The sequence below is a fragment of the Pseudomonas cerasi genome, assembly GCF_027983475.1.
Taxonomy (GTDB): domain Bacteria; phylum Pseudomonadota; class Gammaproteobacteria; order Pseudomonadales; family Pseudomonadaceae; genus Aquipseudomonas; species Aquipseudomonas cerasi.
In genome coordinates this window covers 483,960-500,408 of sequence record NZ_JAQJVM010000003.1, presented here as the reverse complement: position 1 = coordinate 500,408, position 16,449 = coordinate 483,960, and the positions used below count along the sequence as shown (strand labels likewise).

At 59.4% G+C, this 16,449-nt stretch carries 13 protein-coding genes; 9 read left to right on the top strand and 4 right to left on the bottom strand.

The features are described 5' to 3' along the window. Positions 1–84: 84 nt before the first annotated feature. A complete protein-coding gene (gene metH, locus PI739_RS18480; RefSeq protein ID WP_054081476.1) occupies positions 85–3,804 on the top strand; it encodes a methionine synthase in 3,720 nt (1,239 codons plus the stop codon). An 11-nt stretch (positions 3,805–3,815) separates the two neighbouring features. Here the strand turns inward: metH and PI739_RS18475 are convergent, their stop codons facing one another. After that, positions 3,816–4,916 carry an ABC transporter substrate-binding protein gene (locus PI739_RS18475; protein WP_054081477.1) on the bottom strand — a complete coding sequence of 367 codons (1,101 nt, stop codon included), beginning with the start codon at positions 4,914–4,916 and terminating at the stop codon, positions 3,816–3,818. 553 nt (positions 4,917–5,469) lie between these two features. Between PI739_RS18475 and PI739_RS18470 the strand changes: the two genes are divergently transcribed. Beyond that, the gene (locus tag PI739_RS18470) at positions 5,470–7,128 is read left to right on the top strand and encodes a nitrite/sulfite reductase (protein ID WP_003434137.1); all 1,659 of its coding nucleotides are present in this window, start codon (positions 5,470–5,472) and stop codon (positions 7,126–7,128) included. Further along, positions 7,112–7,606: a DUF934 domain-containing protein gene (locus PI739_RS18465; protein ID WP_003369387.1), complete on the top strand. Its 495-nt coding sequence runs from the start codon at positions 7,112–7,114 to the stop codon at positions 7,604–7,606. Before PI739_RS18470 ends, PI739_RS18465 begins: the two co-directional genes overlap by 17 nt. Positions 7,607–8,068: 462 nt before the next feature. Here the strand turns inward: PI739_RS18465 and sohB are convergent, their stop codons facing one another. Further along, positions 8,069–9,091 carry a protease SohB gene (sohB, locus tag PI739_RS18460; protein ID WP_003369385.1) on the bottom strand — a complete coding sequence of 341 codons (1,023 nt, stop codon included), beginning with the start codon at positions 9,089–9,091 and terminating at the stop codon, positions 8,069–8,071. Positions 9,092–9,296: 205 nt separating this feature from the next. On the opposite strand from sohB, the gene PI739_RS18455 reads away from it, so the two are divergent. From PI739_RS18455 to PI739_RS18430, 6 genes are all read left to right on the top strand, one after another. Continuing rightward, on the top strand, positions 9,297–10,007 hold the full coding sequence (locus PI739_RS18455) for a histidine phosphatase family protein (protein ID WP_046719451.1): 711 nt from the start codon (positions 9,297–9,299) through the stop codon (positions 10,005–10,007). Between the two features lie 55 nt (positions 10,008–10,062). Then, entirely contained in the window at positions 10,063–10,380 is a 318-nt protein-coding gene (locus PI739_RS18450) for an SCP2 sterol-binding domain-containing protein (protein WP_003369381.1), read from the top strand. A gap of 214 nt (positions 10,381–10,594) precedes the next feature. Further along, positions 10,595–11,662, top strand: coding sequence for a phosphotransferase family protein (locus PI739_RS18445; RefSeq protein ID WP_044308207.1), 1,068 nt, complete (start codon positions 10,595–10,597; stop codon positions 11,660–11,662). Positions 11,663–11,689: 27 nt separating this feature from the next. Then, positions 11,690–12,457: an SDR family oxidoreductase gene (locus PI739_RS18440; RefSeq protein WP_271352086.1), complete on the top strand. Its 768-nt coding sequence runs from the start codon at positions 11,690–11,692 to the stop codon at positions 12,455–12,457. Between the two features lie 103 nt (positions 12,458–12,560). Continuing rightward, positions 12,561–13,709: a Gfo/Idh/MocA family protein gene (locus PI739_RS18435; RefSeq protein WP_003434140.1), complete on the top strand. Its 1,149-nt coding sequence runs from the start codon at positions 12,561–12,563 to the stop codon at positions 13,707–13,709. A 91-nt stretch (positions 13,710–13,800) separates the two neighbouring features. Beyond that, entirely contained in the window at positions 13,801–14,580 is a 780-nt protein-coding gene (locus tag PI739_RS18430; RefSeq protein WP_271352085.1) for a TSUP family transporter, read from the top strand. Here PI739_RS18430 and nudC read toward each other — a convergent pair. Together nudC and PI739_RS18420 are read right to left on the bottom strand one after the other, a co-directional pair. Next, a complete protein-coding gene (gene nudC, locus PI739_RS18425) occupies positions 14,548–15,384 on the bottom strand; it encodes an NAD(+) diphosphatase (protein ID WP_046719454.1) in 837 nt (278 codons plus the stop codon). The two genes, PI739_RS18430 and nudC, sit on opposite strands and share 33 nt — an antisense overlap. Positions 15,385–15,422: 38 nt before the next feature. Beyond that, entirely contained in the window at positions 15,423–16,235 is an 813-nt protein-coding gene (locus PI739_RS18420; RefSeq protein WP_003369367.1) for a crotonase/enoyl-CoA hydratase family protein, read from the bottom strand. Positions 16,236–16,449: the final 214 nt, after the last annotated feature.

Genomic DNA, 16,449 nt, shown 5'->3' with positions numbered 1-16,449 from the left:
TGCAAAAGGCGCAACAACACCAAAACCGTTCCGGTTTGCTATCATCCCGTTCTTTAAAGAATCGACCTTCTCAAGGTAGCCCCCATGTCTGACCGCAGCGCCCGCCATCAAGCCTTTCTCACTGCTCTGAAACAGCGGATCCTGATCCTCGATGGCGGCATGGGCACCATGATCCAGAGCTACAGGCTCGAAGAACAGGATTACCGCGGCAAGCGTTTCGCCGACTGGCCCAGCGATGTCAAAGGCAACAACGACCTGTTGATCCTGACCCGCCCTGACGTGATCGGCGCCATTGAGAAGGCTTATCTGGATGCCGGTGCCGACATCCTCGAAACCAACACATTCAACGCCACCCAGGTGTCTCAGGCCGATTACGGCATGGAATCGATCGTCTACGAGCTGAACGTCGAAGGCGCACGCCTGGCGCGCAAGGTCGCAGACGCCAAGACACTGGAAACCCCGGACAAGCCGCGTTTCGTGGCGGGCGTGCTGGGCCCTACCAGCCGCACCTGTTCGCTGTCGCCGGACGTCAACAACCCCGGCTATCGCAATGTGACCTTCGACGAACTGGTCGAGAACTACACCGAAGCGACCAAGGGGCTGATCGAGGGCGGTGCCGACCTGATCCTGATCGAGACCATTTTCGACACACTCAACGCCAAGGCGGCGATCTTTGCCGTACAGGGTGTATTCGAAGAAGTGGGCTTTGAACTGCCAATCATGATCTCCGGAACCATCACCGATGCCTCGGGGCGCACCCTGTCCGGCCAGACCACCGAAGCGTTCTGGAACTCGATCAGTCATGCCAAACCGATCTCGGTCGGCCTGAACTGCGCACTGGGCGCGAGCGAACTGCGCCCCTACCTGCAAGAGCTGGCCAATAAAGCCAACACCCATGTGTCCGCGCACCCCAACGCCGGCTTGCCGAATGCATTTGGCGAATACGACGAACTGCCGAGCCAGACGGCGAAGATCATCGAAGAGTTCGCCCAGAGCGGCTTCCTGAACATCGTCGGCGGCTGCTGCGGTACCACCCCGGCGCACATCAAGGCGATTGCCGAGGCGGTTTCCGGTTACGCGCCGCGGGAAATTCCGGACATCCCCAAGGCCTGCCGCCTGTCGGGCCTCGAACCGTTCACCATCGATCGCCAGTCGCTGTTCGTCAACGTCGGCGAGCGTACCAACATCACCGGCTCTGCCCGCTTCGCCCGCCTGATCCGTGAAGACAACTACACCGAAGCCCTGGAAGTCGCCCTGCAGCAGGTCGAAGCCGGCGCCCAGGTGATCGATATCAACATGGACGAAGGGATGCTCGACTCGAAGAAGGCCATGGTGACCTTCCTCAACCTCATCGCAGGCGAGCCGGACATCTCCCGCGTACCGATCATGATCGACTCCTCGAAGTGGGAAGTGATCGAGGCCGGCCTCAAGTGCATCCAGGGCAAGGGCATCGTCAACTCCATCAGCATGAAGGAAGGCGTCGAGCAGTTCATTCATCACGCGCGACTGTGCAAGCGATACGGCGCGGCCGTGGTGGTCATGGCTTTCGACGAACAGGGTCAGGCCGATACCGAGGCGCGCAAGAAGGAAATCTGCAAGCGCTCCTACGACATTCTGGTCAACGAAGTGGGTTTCCCGCCGGAAGACATCATCTTCGACCCGAACATCTTCGCCATCGCCACCGGTATCGAAGAGCACAACAACTACGCCGTGGACTTCATCAACGCCTGCGCCTACATCCGTGACGAGCTGCCGTATGCGCTGACCTCGGGTGGCGTGTCCAACGTGTCGTTCTCGTTCCGTGGCAACAACCCGGTGCGTGAAGCGATCCACTCGGTGTTTCTGCTGCATGCAATCCGCAATGGACTGAGCATGGGCATCGTCAACGCCGGGCAGCTGGAAATCTACGACCAGATTCCCGCTGAACTGCGTGACTGCGTCGAAGACGTAGTGCTCAACCGCAATCCCGAGGGCACAGATGCGTTGCTGGCAATTGCCGACAAGTTCAAGGGTGATGGCAGCGTCAAGGAGGCCGAAACCGAGGAATGGCGCAGCTGGCCGGTCAATCAGCGTCTGGAACACGCGCTGGTCAAGGGCATCACCACGCACATCGTCCAGGACACCGAAGAGTCGCGCCTGGCATTCACCCGCCCTATCGAAGTGATCGAGGGCCCGCTGATGGCAGGCATGAACGTGGTCGGTGACCTGTTTGGCGCAGGCAAGATGTTCCTGCCTCAAGTGGTCAAGTCCGCGCGCGTGATGAAGCAGGCAGTGGCGCACCTGATTCCGTTCATCGAACTGGAAAAGGGCGACAAGCCCGAAGCCAAGGGCAAAATCCTGATGGCCACCGTCAAGGGCGACGTGCATGACATCGGCAAGAACATCGTCGGCGTAGTACTGGGCTGTAACGGCTACGACATTGTCGACCTGGGCGTGATGGTGCCTGCAGAGAAAATCCTGCAAGTGGCCCGCGACGAGAAATGCGACATCATCGGCCTGTCCGGCCTGATCACGCCGTCACTGGACGAAATGGTCCATGTCGCCAGAGAAATGCAGCGCCAGGACTTCCACCTGCCATTGATGATCGGCGGCGCGACCACGTCCAAGGCGCACACGGCGGTGAAGATCGAGCCCAAATACAGCAATGACGCAGTAATCTACGTCACCGATGCTTCCCGAGCGGTCGGCGTCGCGACCCAGTTGCTGTCGAAAGAGCTGAAGCCGGCCTTTATTGAAAAGACCCGACTCGAATACGTCGAAGTGCGTGAGCGCACCTCGGCACGCAGCGCGCGCACCGAACGCCTGAGCTACGGTGCTGCGGTGGCCAAAAAGCCGCAGTTCGACTGGGAAAACTACACCCCTGCCCAACCGACGTTCACCGGCACCCGGGTGCTGCAGGATATCGATCTGAACGTGCTGGCCGAGTACATCGACTGGACGCCGTTCTTCATTTCCTGGGATCTGGCTGGCAAGTTCCCGCGCATCCTCACCGACGAAGTGGTCGGTGAAGCGGCCACTGCGCTGTATGCTGACGCCACGCAGATGCTGCGCAAGCTGATCGACGAGAAGCTGATCAGCGCCCGCGCGGTCTTCGGCTTCTGGCCAGCCAATCAGGTCAATGACGATGATCTGGAAGTCTATGGCGACGACGGCAAGCCGCTGGCCAGGCTGCATCACCTGCGCCAGCAGACCATCAAGCCCGACGGCAAGCCGAACTTCTCGCTGGCCGACTTCGTTGCACCAAAGGACAGCGGCCTGACCGACTACATCGGCGGGTTCATCGCCACTGCCGGCATCGGCGCCGAGGAAGTCGCCAAGGCTTATCAGGACAAGGGTGACGATTACAACTCGATCATGGTCAAGGCGCTTGCCGATCGTCTCGCCGAAGCCTGCGCCGAGTGGCTGCACCAGCAGGTGCGCAAGGAATACTGGGGTTATGCGCAGGACGAAGCGCTGGACAACGAAGCGCTGATCAAGGAGCAATACATGGGCATCCGCCCGGCGCCGGGCTACCCGGCCTGCCCCGATCACACGGAAAAGGGCACCCTGTTCGCCCTGCTCGATCCACTGCCGGAAGGCAGCGCCGAACATACCGCAGGCAAGAGCGGCGTGTTCCTGACCGAGCACTATGCGATGTTCCCGGCTGCAGCGGTCAGCGGCTGGTATTTCGCCCACCCCCAGGCGCAGTATTTTGCAGTGGGCAAGGTCGACAAGGATCAGGTCGAAAGCTACACCGCCCGCAAGGGTCAGGACCTGAGCGTCACCGAACGCTGGCTGGCACCCAACCTGGGCTACGACGAGTAACGCCTGACCGGTTATCTGCCGCCTGAGTGGTCAGGCGGCAACATGCCTTTCAGCGAAAATGGCGACGCTTCGCCAGAAGTTTCCATATTGAATGCCTGGATATCGAGCCTGTAATGCTCGTCCCGGGCTGCATCCAGAAAGCGCTGCGCATCCTGTGGCTCGACCACATGAATCACATCAATGATTCGTGTGCCGATCTGTTGCCGGGCCTGCCATTGAGCAGTGTCATAGTGGTGCAGGAGAATGATGGCCCACCCGCCCAGGGTGAAATGCCCTGAAGCCACGACACTCAGGCTGCCATTGAGCTGAGCCCGCAGTGAAAGCGACGTGCCGTTGATCGCACTGAACAGCACGTCCTGCCCCGGCTTGCCGCCGCTCTCGCGCAATGCATCCATCGCACCGAACGCCATTTGCTCGTTGGCAGCCCACACCAGGCGTGTCTGCGGATAGCGCTTGAACAGCACGCGCGCCTGCTCGAGCGCGCGATCACGGCGCCAGCCACCCAGCGCAATCTGCCGTAGATGCACCTCTGGGTGCTCTGACAAGGCACGCAGCATGCCTTTTTCACGCAGCAGGGAAACGGGCGTGGTGTTGGTCCCGGAAAACGCGAGCATGTCGAGGACCTGACCGTCTGCGCCAGGCGCCGCGAGGCTGATAAGCCGCTTTGCCGTCAGATAGCCGCCCTGTTCATCGTTGCCCACCAGGCTGCCGATGAAGTCCGGATAACGCGATGGCAGATCACCGAGAATCCGAATCTGGTCCTCGGTCAGCGTATTGTTGACGGCAAACAGCTTGACCCCGCTGCCCACGGACATACGCAGGACTTCAGGGGCGATATTCAACTCATTGGAAAACAACAGGTAATCCGGGCGCTCATCCCCTTGCAGCGCCGCTCGCGCCAGATCGAGCAACTTGCGAGTGTCGCGCTCGGTATAGAGTATTTTCAGTGACATGCCGGTGGTGTCGGCAGCCGTCTGCATGACCCGGGAGTAACTCTGCCAATAGCCATCGGATGGTGCGCCGGGGTTCAGAAATACCACCGAGGCGGCATGTGTCGCCCCGCCCCAGAGACAACTGCACAGTAACAGCCAGCCAGCATGTAAAGCCTTCATATCAACGAACCTTGAAGCAGCAGGGATTTAGCACTACGAGCGTGTTATCGGCTGCGGCAGCAAGGTTCTGGAGACTCCGGCAGATTCTTTATCAGCCCTTCACTGGCTGCTGGCCCAGAACATCGCTGCGCCTACCGCCAGAATGACAATGAATAAAATGGCCCAGGTGTCCACGGATCTGCCGGGCTTGGCTACTTTCGGGTGCTTGCTCATCGCATCGCCTCTTGTCGGTCTTGTGGGTGATTGCACATGAATAGGAGTGTTCCGACACCTGCTCGGCATCGGTCAACGTTCAGTTAAGTCGAGTCTTGCCCACACGGCAAGCAGGGATATGCACGGACGCGGTTTTGCTTATCGCTTTTAGTGATTTGCATATATATAAACATCACTTTTATCGATAACTGCAAACTGCTATCGTCGCCTTCGCTCCCCAGGGAGTGCGCGGCCGTGCGCGCAGAATTGACCAGATGAAGCAGGAAACAACGAGCAGCGGGCTTTTTCCAGACTGACGCCACTGCCCTGCTTCATGACGAAGCCTGAGAACAGGACCTATATGTACGTATACGACGATTACGATCAGAAGATCATCGAGGACCGCGTCAAGCAGTTCCGGGATCAGACCCGACGCTACCTGGCCGGGGAACTGAGCGAAGAAGAGTTTCGACCGTTGCGCCTGCAAAACGGTCTTTATGTTCAGCGCTTCGCGCCCATGCTGCGCGTGGCCGTTCCATACGGTCAGCTGACCTCGCGCCAGGCGCGCATGATGGCGAAAATCGCGCGCGATTATGATAAAGGCTACGCGCACATCAGTACCCGCCAGAACGTACAGTTCAACTGGCCTGCGCTTGAAGATGTTCCCGATATTCTCGCTGAACTGGCGACCGTGCAGATGCACGCTATCCAGACCAGTGGCAACTGCCTGCGCAACGTCACCACCGACCAGTTTGCCGGTGTGGCGGCAGACGAACTGGTAGACCCGCGCCCATGGTGCGAGATCGTCCGTCAGTGGACCACTTTCCACCCCGAATTCGCTTACCTGCCGCGCAAGTTCAAGATCGCGATCAACGGCTCGACGAGTGACCGTGCAGCCATCGAAGTGCATGACATCGGCCTCGAGCCATTGCGCAACGAAGCGGGCGAACTGGGCTTCCGTGTTCTGGTGGGTGGCGGCCTTGGCCGTACTCCTGTCGTCGGTGCCTTCATCAATGAGTTCCTGCCGTGGCAGGACCTGCTGAGCTACCTCGACGCCATCCTGCGGGTCTACAACCGCTATGGCCGTCGCGACAACAAGTACAAGGCGCGAATCAAGATTCTGGTCAAGGCGCTGACCCCTGAAGTGTTCGCCGCCAAGGTCGACGCTGAAATGGCGCACCTGCGCGGCGGTCAGACCACCCTGACCGAAGCCGAAGTGCAGCGCGTTTCCCGCCACTTCGTCGACCCGCAATACAAGCCCCTCAGCGATCAGCACGCCGAACTGGCAGCGCTGGACGCTCAGCACCCCGGCTTCGCTCGCTGGCGTCAACGCAATGTGCTGGCGCACAAGAAGCCCGGCTACATTGCCGTGACCCTGTCGCTCAAGCCAACCGGCGTCGCCCCGGGCGATGTGACCGACAAGCAACTGGACGCCATTGCCGACCTGGCCGATCGCTACAGCTTCGGTCAACTGCGCACTTCTCACGAGCAGAACATCATTCTTGCCGATGTCGAGCAGAGTGAGCTGTTCACGCTGTGGAACGAGCTGCGCGACAATGGTTTCGCCACGCCGAACATTGGCCTTCTGACCGACATCATCTGCTGCCCGGGCGGTGATTTCTGCTCGCTGGCCAATGCCAAGTCGATCCCGATCGCCGAATCCATCCAGCGTCGTTTCGACGATCTGGACTACCTGTTCGATATCGGCGAGCTGGACCTGAATATCTCCGGCTGCATGAACGCCTGCGGCCACCACCATGTCGGCCATATCGGCGTGCTGGGCGTGGATAAGAAAGGTGAAGAGTTTTATCAGGTCTCGCTCGGCGGCAGTGCCAGCCGTGATGCGAGCCTGGGCAAGATTCTCGGCCCTTCCTTTGCCCAGGAGGCGATGCCGGACGTGATCGAGAAGCTGATCGACGTCTACGTTGAAAAACGGACTGAAGACGAGCGTTTCATCGACACCTACCAACGTATTGGCATTGACCCTTTCAAGGAGCGCGTCTATGCAGCGAATCATTAAGAACAACGAAGTCATCGATGAAACCTGGCATCTGCTGCCCAAGGATACTGCCTTTGACAGCCTGTCGAACTGCGACGACCTGATCGTGCCGCTGGCGCTGTGGCGCGAACACGCGCATTCGCTGAAGGCACGTGACGGCGGTCTGGGTGTGTGGCTGGACAGCGATGAGGAAGCCGAGGAGATCGGCGAGGACGTCGACCAGTTTCAGGTCATCGCCTTGAATTTCCCGGCGTTCACTGACGGCCGCAGCTTTTCGAATGCGCGCCTGCTGCGTGATCGTTTTGGCTACAAGGGTGAATTGCGCGCCATCGGCGACGTGTTGCGTGATCAGTTGTTTTACATGCGCCGCTGTGGCTTCGATGCGTTTGCGGTGCGTGCCGACAAGGATCCATACGAGGCGCTGGAAGGCCTGAAGGACTTCTCGGTCACCTATCAGGCCGCGACCGACGAGCCGCTGCCGCTGTTCCGCCGCCGCTGATTCAGGCGACGTTGAGTCATCGCTCCGGTGTTCACCTAAGATGACTATCGTTCCCACGCTCCAGCGTGGGAGCGCAGTTCTGGACGCTTTGCGTCCTCGTTTGTGGCGCTGCGCGTCACAAAAGGGTTCTTCGATGCCAGGTAGATTCAGATAAGACTCAAGCCCCCTTTTCGCCTCTCGGCGCCCTACTTTGAGGGACCAAAGTAGGCAAAGTCCTCGCTCCTGTTTCCGGCCCGACTTCGTCGGGTTCCTTCGCCTGTCACTAACGTCGCACTCTGCGTCGTCAGTGCCATCGTGGTTGAAAAGCACTTTAAAGCAAGTGGCTAAAGCACGGCTTAGATACTAATGAAGATCGTGCCGACGCTCCGCGTCGGCATGCAGTTCGTGACGCTCTGCGTCACACAGCGGCTCTGTGATATCGGGTAACTTGAGGCTCGACTCAGGCCACCTTGCCATCCACACCTACCAGAACCGCTGCTGAGTCAAACGTCCCCACCACTTGGTGGCCAGTTGATCCGCTGAGGTGGCTGCCGCCATCCCCATGCGCTCTTGCAGGCTCTTGCGTTGCACGTAGTGCAGGTGGAACACGTCTGCATCCTTGGCACGCTCGGCCAGGTACTCGTCACTGGTCTTGAGTTCATCGACCAGCAGCTTGTCGACCGCCGCCATGCCCAGCCATACCTCGCCAGTCGCCACTTCGTCGATGGACAGTTGCGGGCGGTAGCTGGCAACGAAGTTCTTGAACAGGTCGTGGGTGATGTCCAGGTCCTGCTGGAATTTCTCGCGGCCCTTCTCGGTGTTTTCGCCAAACACGGTCAGGGTGCGCTTGTATTCACCCGCGGTCAGCACTTCGAAATCGATGTCGTGCTTCTTCAACAGGCGATTGACGTTGGGCAGTTGTGCCACCACACCAATGGACCCGAGGATGGCGAACGGTGCGCTGATGATCTTGTTGCCTATGCACGCCATCATGTAGCCGCCGCTGGCTGCGACCTTGTCGATGCACACGGTCAGCGGGATGCCCGCCTGACGAATGCGTGCCAGTTGCGAGGACGCCAGGCCGTAGCTGTGGACCATGCCGCCGCCGCTTTCCAGGCGCAGGACCACTTCATCCTTGTCGGTGGCCAGGGTCAGCAACGCGGTGATTTCATGACGCATGCTTTCAGTGGCCGATGCCTTGATGTCACCGTCGAAATCCAGCACGTAGACGCGGGCCTTGGGCTCGGCCTGCTTTTTCTCTTTCTTCAGCGCCTTGCCCTGCTCCTTGCGCAGCGTCTTGAGGCGCTCCTTGTCGAGTAATGATTGCTCAAGCCGTTCGCGCAGGCCCTTGTAGAAATCATTGAGCCGGGTGACCTGCAATTGACCGGAAGACTTGCGACGGCCTTTGCCACGCATGGACGCAATGGCAACCAGTACCACAACGATGGCGATCACCAGCGTCACGGTCTTGGCCAGAAAACTTGCGTAATCGACAACGAAATCCACGAATATCCCTCATTAGTGTCAGGCCCTTACCAATCAAGGGCTGTGATGAATGCAGCATACCGACGCCCTGTGCAGTGCACCAGCCAATGACCCGTTACAAACCATTAAAACGATGATTTCAAACGAGCGTATGTTTTTTCATTGACAGTCCCCCGGCATCCCTCATAACCTCGGCGAACCTTCAACGTACCGAGAAGAAACGGACGTGGGCAGCATCTACCTGATACGACATGGCCAGGCCTCATTTGGTGCAGACAATTACGACGTGCTGTCGCCCGTGGGTATTCGTCAGTCTCAGGTATTGGGTGCCTACCTTGCCGAGCAGGGCCTGAGCTTCGATCGCTGCGTGTCCGGTGAACTCATGCGCCAGAAAGACACCGCCCAGCATGTACTGGGCCAGTACACCGAAGCAGGCCTCGATACGCCTGCCGTGCAGCTGGACAGCGCGTTCGATGAATTCGATGCCGAAGGCGTGATCAAGGCGTTGATACCGGCGATGCTCGAAGACGAACCACAGGCGCTGGATATTCTGCGCGACGTTGCCGCAAACCCTGCAGGGTTCCAGCGCCTGTTCAACCTGATTACCGGGCGCTGGCTGAGTGGCAATCACGACACACCGGGCCTGCAAAGCTGGCAGGCGTTCGTGGCCCGCGTCGAAGCAGGCCTGAAGCGGATTCTCCAGGCTGCCGGCCCGCATGAGCGTATCGCGGTATTCACCTCCGGAGGCACCATTACTGCCCTGCTGCATCTTGTTACCGGAATGCCTGCATTGAAGGCACTGGAGCTTCACTGGCACATCGTCAATACGTCGTTGCATCAGCTTAAATTCAAAGGCAACGACGTGACCCTGGCTTCCTTCAACGGTTACACACATTTGCAACTGCTGAAGGCGCCGGAGCTCATCACCTATCGCTGAGCCCGGCCAATCGCGTCCTGTCGGACGCTGGCACTCACTCTAAAAGGATCACCTCATGACCTCAGTAGCAGACGCCGTACAGACAATGAAAGACAAGTTCAACCCAGCTGCTGCTGCCGGTCTGGACCTGGTCTTCGGCTTCAACATCACCGACGAAGATAAACACTACGCGCTGATCGTCAAGGACAGCACCTGCCAACTGGAGGAAGGCGAAAACCCTGACGCCAACGTGACCCTGGTCATGGACAGCCAGACCCTCAAGGGCATCGTCAGCGGCGAGACCGATGGCATGCAGGCGTTCATGGGTGGCAAGCTGCGTGCCGAAGGCGACATGATGCTGGCCATGAAGCTCAGCGAACTGTTCCCGGTATAAACCTGCCGCACACGGCAGACTGGACTACCTGAGACCGAAGCCCCGCCGGCTTCGGTTTTTTTATGCACGCACCTTTCTGTAAAACAGCGATCAGAGCTACTGATTGCCCGGCAACACGCTAGCCTATAAAGCGCCCATGCGCTTGATCGCGGATTGGACGATCATTAGATTAGTCAATAGTTTGCGCTGACCATAATAAACACAAGGGATACGTATGGCACTGACTGACCAGTCCACCGAGGTTCGCAGCGGCGAAGAACTGGACGCCTTCCGAATCGACGCGTATTTGAAGGCGCACATGGCGGATCTTCACGGCACGCCGGCGATCAGTCAGTTTCCGGGCGGTGCATCGAACCTGACCTATCTGCTTCAGTACCCTGAGCGGGAACTGGTACTGCGTCGTCCACCCTTCGGACACAAGGCGCGTTCGGCCCATGACATGGGCCGCGAGTACCGTATTCTCAATCAGCTCAAGGAAGCCTTTCCCTACTGTCCCGAGGCTTATCTGCACTGTACCGACGAGTCACTGATCGGCTCGGAGTTCTACGTCATGCAGCGCGTCAAAGGGGTTATCCTGCGCTCCGACCTGCCGCCGGAACTGGCGCTGGATGCCCGACAGACCGAACAGCTGTGCAAAAACTTCATCGACAAACTGGTGGACCTGCATCGCGTCGATTATCAGGCCTGTGGCCTGGGTGACCTCGGCAAGCCGCAAGGCTATGTGCAACGGCAGATTTCCGGCTGGTGCGAGCGCTATGAGAAAGCACTGACCCCGGACGCTCCGGCGTGGGAGCAGGTCAAACGCTGGCTGGTCGCCAAAATGCCTGCCGACTCCCCCACCTCAAGCATCGTGCACAACGACTACCGTTTCGACAATGTGATCCTCGACCCCGCCAACCCGATGCACATCATCGGCGTGCTGGACTGGGAGCTGACCACGCTCGGCGATCCGCTCATGGACCTGGGCAACACCCTCGCCTACTGGATACAGGCTGACGATCCGGCTCCGGTGCAACTGATGCGCCGCCAGCCGAGCAATGCGCCGGGGATGCTGACCCGCCAGGCTTTTGTCGACTATTACGCCGAGCGCGCCGGCGTGCGCATCGACAATTTCGATTTCTACTACACCTACGGCCTGTTCCGTCTGGCCGGTATCGTGCAACAGATCTATTACCGCTTTTTCCATGGCCAGACCCAGGACAAGCGCTTTGCCCAATTCATTCACATGAACAGGCTGCTGGAGCAGATGAGCCTGAGCGTAATCGAAAAATCCAGCCTCTGACCGCCAGCGCCAAGACAAGGAAATGACATGTCCAGAACCCAGCTCTTCGACCTTGATGGCAAGGTTGCCTTCGTTTCAGGTGCCAGCCGAGGAATCGGTGAAGCCATTGCCCGGCTACTGGCCCAGCAAGGCGCGCACGTTATCGTCTCGAGTCGCCGACTCGAGGGTTGCCAGGCGGTAGCGGACGCCATCGTCAGCGAGGGTGGCAAGGCAACAGCCATTGCCTGCCACATCGGTGAGCTGGAACAGATAACCCATGCATTTACGCAGATTCGTCAGCAGTTCGGGCGCTTGGATGTATTGGTCAACAACGCCGCCACCAATCCGCAGTTTTGCAACGTGCTGGATACGAATCCCGGGGCCTTCCAGAAGACCGTCGACGTCAATATTCGCGGTTACTTTTTCATGTCCGTGGAAGCTGGCAAGCTGATGCGCGAAAACGGCGGCGGCAGCATCATCAACGTGGCGTCCATCAACGCGGTATCGCCGGGCGCCTATCAAGGCGTCTATTCGATGACCAAGGCAGCCGTGGTCAACATGACCAAGGTGTTTGCCAAGGAGTGCGCTGAGTTCGGCATCCGTTGCAACGCCCTGCTTCCCGGTTTGACCGACACCAAGTTCGCATCGGCACTGGTCAAGAATGACGCGATCCTCAACATGGCGCTGTCGCAGATCCCGCTGAAACGCGTTGCCGCTCCCAGCGAGATGGCCGGCGCGGTGCTTTACCTTGCCAGCGAGGCCTCCAGCTATACCACTGGCGTCGCACTGAACGTCGACGGCGGCTTTTTATCCTGAAGCCCACTTGGCCCGCAGAAAAAAAGAAAATGAATTAATTTTCCAAAATTAAAATAATTGGAATATATTTTCCGCATAACAACAATCCTTTTTGGAGAATGTCATGCGGGAATCCCTTTCCACATCGCCTGCGCAACTGGGTATCGGACTGATCGGCACCGGCTTCATGGGCCGCGCTCATGCGCTGGCGTTTGGCAACGCCAACGCTGCGCTTGACCTGCCTGCACGTATACGACTCTCCGCGCTGGCGGACGCCGACAGTGCACGCGCCGAGCGATGCGCAAGCGCCTGGGGCTTCGACCGCAGCCACGCTGACTGGCAGCAATTGATCAATGATCCGCACGTACAGATCGTGGCGATTACTACCCCCAATCACCTGCACTTCCCCATGGCCATGGCCGCCATCGCCGCAGGCAAGGCGGTGTATTGCGAAAAACCGCTGGCCGTGAATCTCGCCCAGGCCGATGAAATGCGCCGCAGTGCCAAGGCTGCGGGTGTCGTCACCCAGGTTGGCTACAACTACCAGCACAACCCGATGATCGGACTCGCCAGGGAAATGATCGAAGCCGGCGAACTGGGCGAGATCGTCAGCTTTCAGGGTGAGTTCAGTGAGGATTTCATGGGCGATCCGGCGTCCCCCTGGTCGTGGCGCTGTGAAGCGGCGCACGCGGGCGGTGCGCTGGCAGATCTGGGCAGCCACTTGCTGGCGATGGCGCGTCATTTGCTGGGCGACATCGAATCAGTCTGCGCCGACTCCAGCACCGTGCACCGTGAACGCCCGGCGAACAGCGGCAGCCAACAGATGCGCGCCATTGCAGTGGACGATCAGACCCACGCGCTACTGCGCTTTGCCAGTGGTGCGCGCGGGACGTTCAGCAGCAGCTGGCTCAAACACGGCTACAAAAACCACCTGAGTTTCGAGATCAGCGGCACCAAGGGCACGCTGGCGTTCGATCAAGAGCGGCTCAACGAGCTGCACCTCTACCGCACAGGCACAGCCGGACGCGATGGTTTTCAGCGACTGCTGGCCGGCCCTGCACAACCGGGTTACGCCGCGTTCTGCCCGGCCCCTGGTCACCAGTTGGGTTACAACGAGCTCAAGGCGCTCGAAGTACAAGCGCTCATCCAGGCCGTATGCGGTCAGCACAGGCGTGGCCCGGACTTCGAGGAAGCGTGGCAGATCGAGCGCCTGGCGACGGCCATTCGCGTGGCCGCAGCCGAGCAGCGCTGGGTCGCGCTCGCCGACATCTGACTTCCTGCAAGCGTTGCACAAGGGTAGAATGCGCCACGTTCGGGCAGCCATTCTGCCCCCTTGCCGTCCTCGCCATAAGCCCCCTGCCACCATGCCCTTTGAACTCAGCGTCGACCTGACCACCCTCGCCATTCTTGCCGTGGTTGCTTTCATAGCGGGATTCATAGACGCCATCGCCGGTGGCGGCGGACTGCTGACCACCCCGGCGCTGATGACCGCCGGCCTGCCGCCGCATCTGGTGCTGGGCACCAACAAGCTCAGTTCGACCTTTGGTTCAGCGACGGCCAGCTTCACCTTCTACCGTCGCAAACTGTTCGATCCGCGCCAATGGCTGCATGCCGTGGTCGGCACTGCGATCGGTGCCGCGCTAGGCGCTGTGATTGCCCATTACCTGCCAGCCGAATGGCTGAACCAGATGTTGCCGGTGATCGTGTTCGGTTGCGGACTGTATTTGTTGTTTGGCGGCACGCCCAAGGCCCCTCTGGACAGCAACGCACCGATCAAAAGGAAATGGCAGCTTCCCCAGGGAGTGAGCCTGGGTTTCTACGACGGTGTTGCCGGACCGGGTACCGGCGCGTTCTGGACAGTCAGCACCCTGCTGCTCTACCCGGTTGATCTGGTCAAGGCCAGCGGCGTGGCGCGCAGCATGAACTTCGTCAGCAATGCCGTGGCGCTCTCGGTATTCATGCTTTCCGGCCAAGTGGATTACATCATCGGCCTGAGCATGGGCCTTGCGGTGATGCTCGGTGCCTACTTCGGTGCAGGCACCGCGATCAAGGGCGGTGCCAAATTCATCCGCCCGGTGTTCATCACCGTGGTTCTGGGCCTGACCGTGCGCCTAGCCTGGCAACACTGGTTCGGGGGCGCCTGAGCGCTCGGCCAGATACGCCTCGATCAGGTAGCGGGCAATCGACCGATTGGCCGGCAACGGCGGCAGGTCATCGACATGAAACCAGCGTGCGTCTTCAATCTCTTCTGCCTGGGGCACGATTTCACCGCTTTCGTATTCGGCATGGAACCCGAGCATCATCGAGTGCGGGAACGGCCAGCACTGGCTGCCGCGGTACTTCAGGTTCTTGATGCGCACCTGCACCTCTTCCATCACCTCGCGATGCACGCAGTCTTCGGCAGATTCACCCGGCTCCACGAACCCGGCCAGTGCGCTGTACATACCGGTGACGAACCGCGGTGAGCGCGCCAGCAGGATTTCATCGCCACGGGTGACCAGCACAATCATGCTGGGCGAAATACGCGGGTACAGCCGCAGGTTGTCATGCTCGCAGAACATCGCACGTTCGCCGCGAATCTGCACCGTCGCACGACCGCAGGCACCGCAGAAACGGTGTTCCCTCGCCCATGTGCTGACTTGCGCGGCGTAGCCGAGCATCTGGAAAACAGCGAAGTCGCCTTCCAGCATGAATTGACGCAAGCCTTGCCAGGCGCAGCCCTCGACGGTAACCGAGCGTTCGAGCACCAGAAGGTAGACAGGCTCACCCTCGAAATAGCCTATGCCGTGCTCGCTCTGCACCGGCAGGTCCAGCCCGTTCAGCCAGCCTCTGGGGAACATCACCCCATTGGCATCCAGCAAAAAACCCTGATCACCCTGAACCACAGCCAAACCGCCAGGGGCCTCGACATCCAGAACTGCAGTTGTCCAACGCTCCGGGCGCGACATTAGAAACTCCTTCGCTCAGACTCGAGCCTTGTCATGTATCAATTATCGAAGACCGGCTTCTGCTTGCTCATCTGCGCAGCCATCGCCAGCTTCAGGTCAGGTGATTGCAGCATGGCTGCGTTCCAGATGGCAACGTGTTCGAGGCCGTCTTCCACTCTGTGATCGCGCATGTAGCTGATCATTTGCTTGGTGCCTTCGATAGCGATGGGCGATTTGCCGGCTATTTCCCGAGCCACCGCCAGAACACCCTGCAACAGACCTTCAGTGTCCTCGAAGGTGCGATTGACCAGCCCGATCCGTTGCGCCTCTTCAGCGCCGACGCTACGCCCGGTGTAGGCCAGTTCGCGCAGCACACCATCACCGATGATCCTCGGCAGGCGTTGCAGCGTGCCGACATCGGCGGCCATGCCCATGTCGATCTCGCGAATGGCGAACTGCGCGTCAGCCGCCGCATATCGCATGTCACACGCAGAAATCAGGTCGATGGCACCGCCCAGGCAGTAGCCTTGAATGGCGGCAAGAACCGGTTTGCGGCAATTGTCCACGGCCGTGAACGAGGCTTGCATGTCGCGGATCTTGCGCCGCAACAGACGTGCATTGCGCCCTGCGTCCTTACCCAACTGGCTGGCGACCGAAGCCAGCAATGCCAGATCGATGCCGGACGAAAAGTGCTTGCCTGCACCGCTGAGCACCACAACGCGCACCTCGTCGGTACGCTCTATCCAATCGAAGATGTCGATTATCTCCGTCCAGAACGACTCGTTCATCGCGTTGAGTTTTTCAGGCCGGTTGATTTGTACGTGAGCAACGCTGTCGCCCAGCTCGACCCGGAAACTTTGATAATCGGTCACGACGTGATCCCTCAAGCAGGTGGGTGTTCAGGCGCAGGACTATAACAACTGCAACAGACACATCGTAACCGGACTGAAGTGACATTTGCAGGACCCGAAAACTACCCGCCCGGCTATATTGGATATGGACGTTCCCCTCAAATAGGGGGAACGGTCGCAGTACCTGACGGTCCAGTAATGAGGCATTAACAAAACCCGTACGGTTATCAGAGGG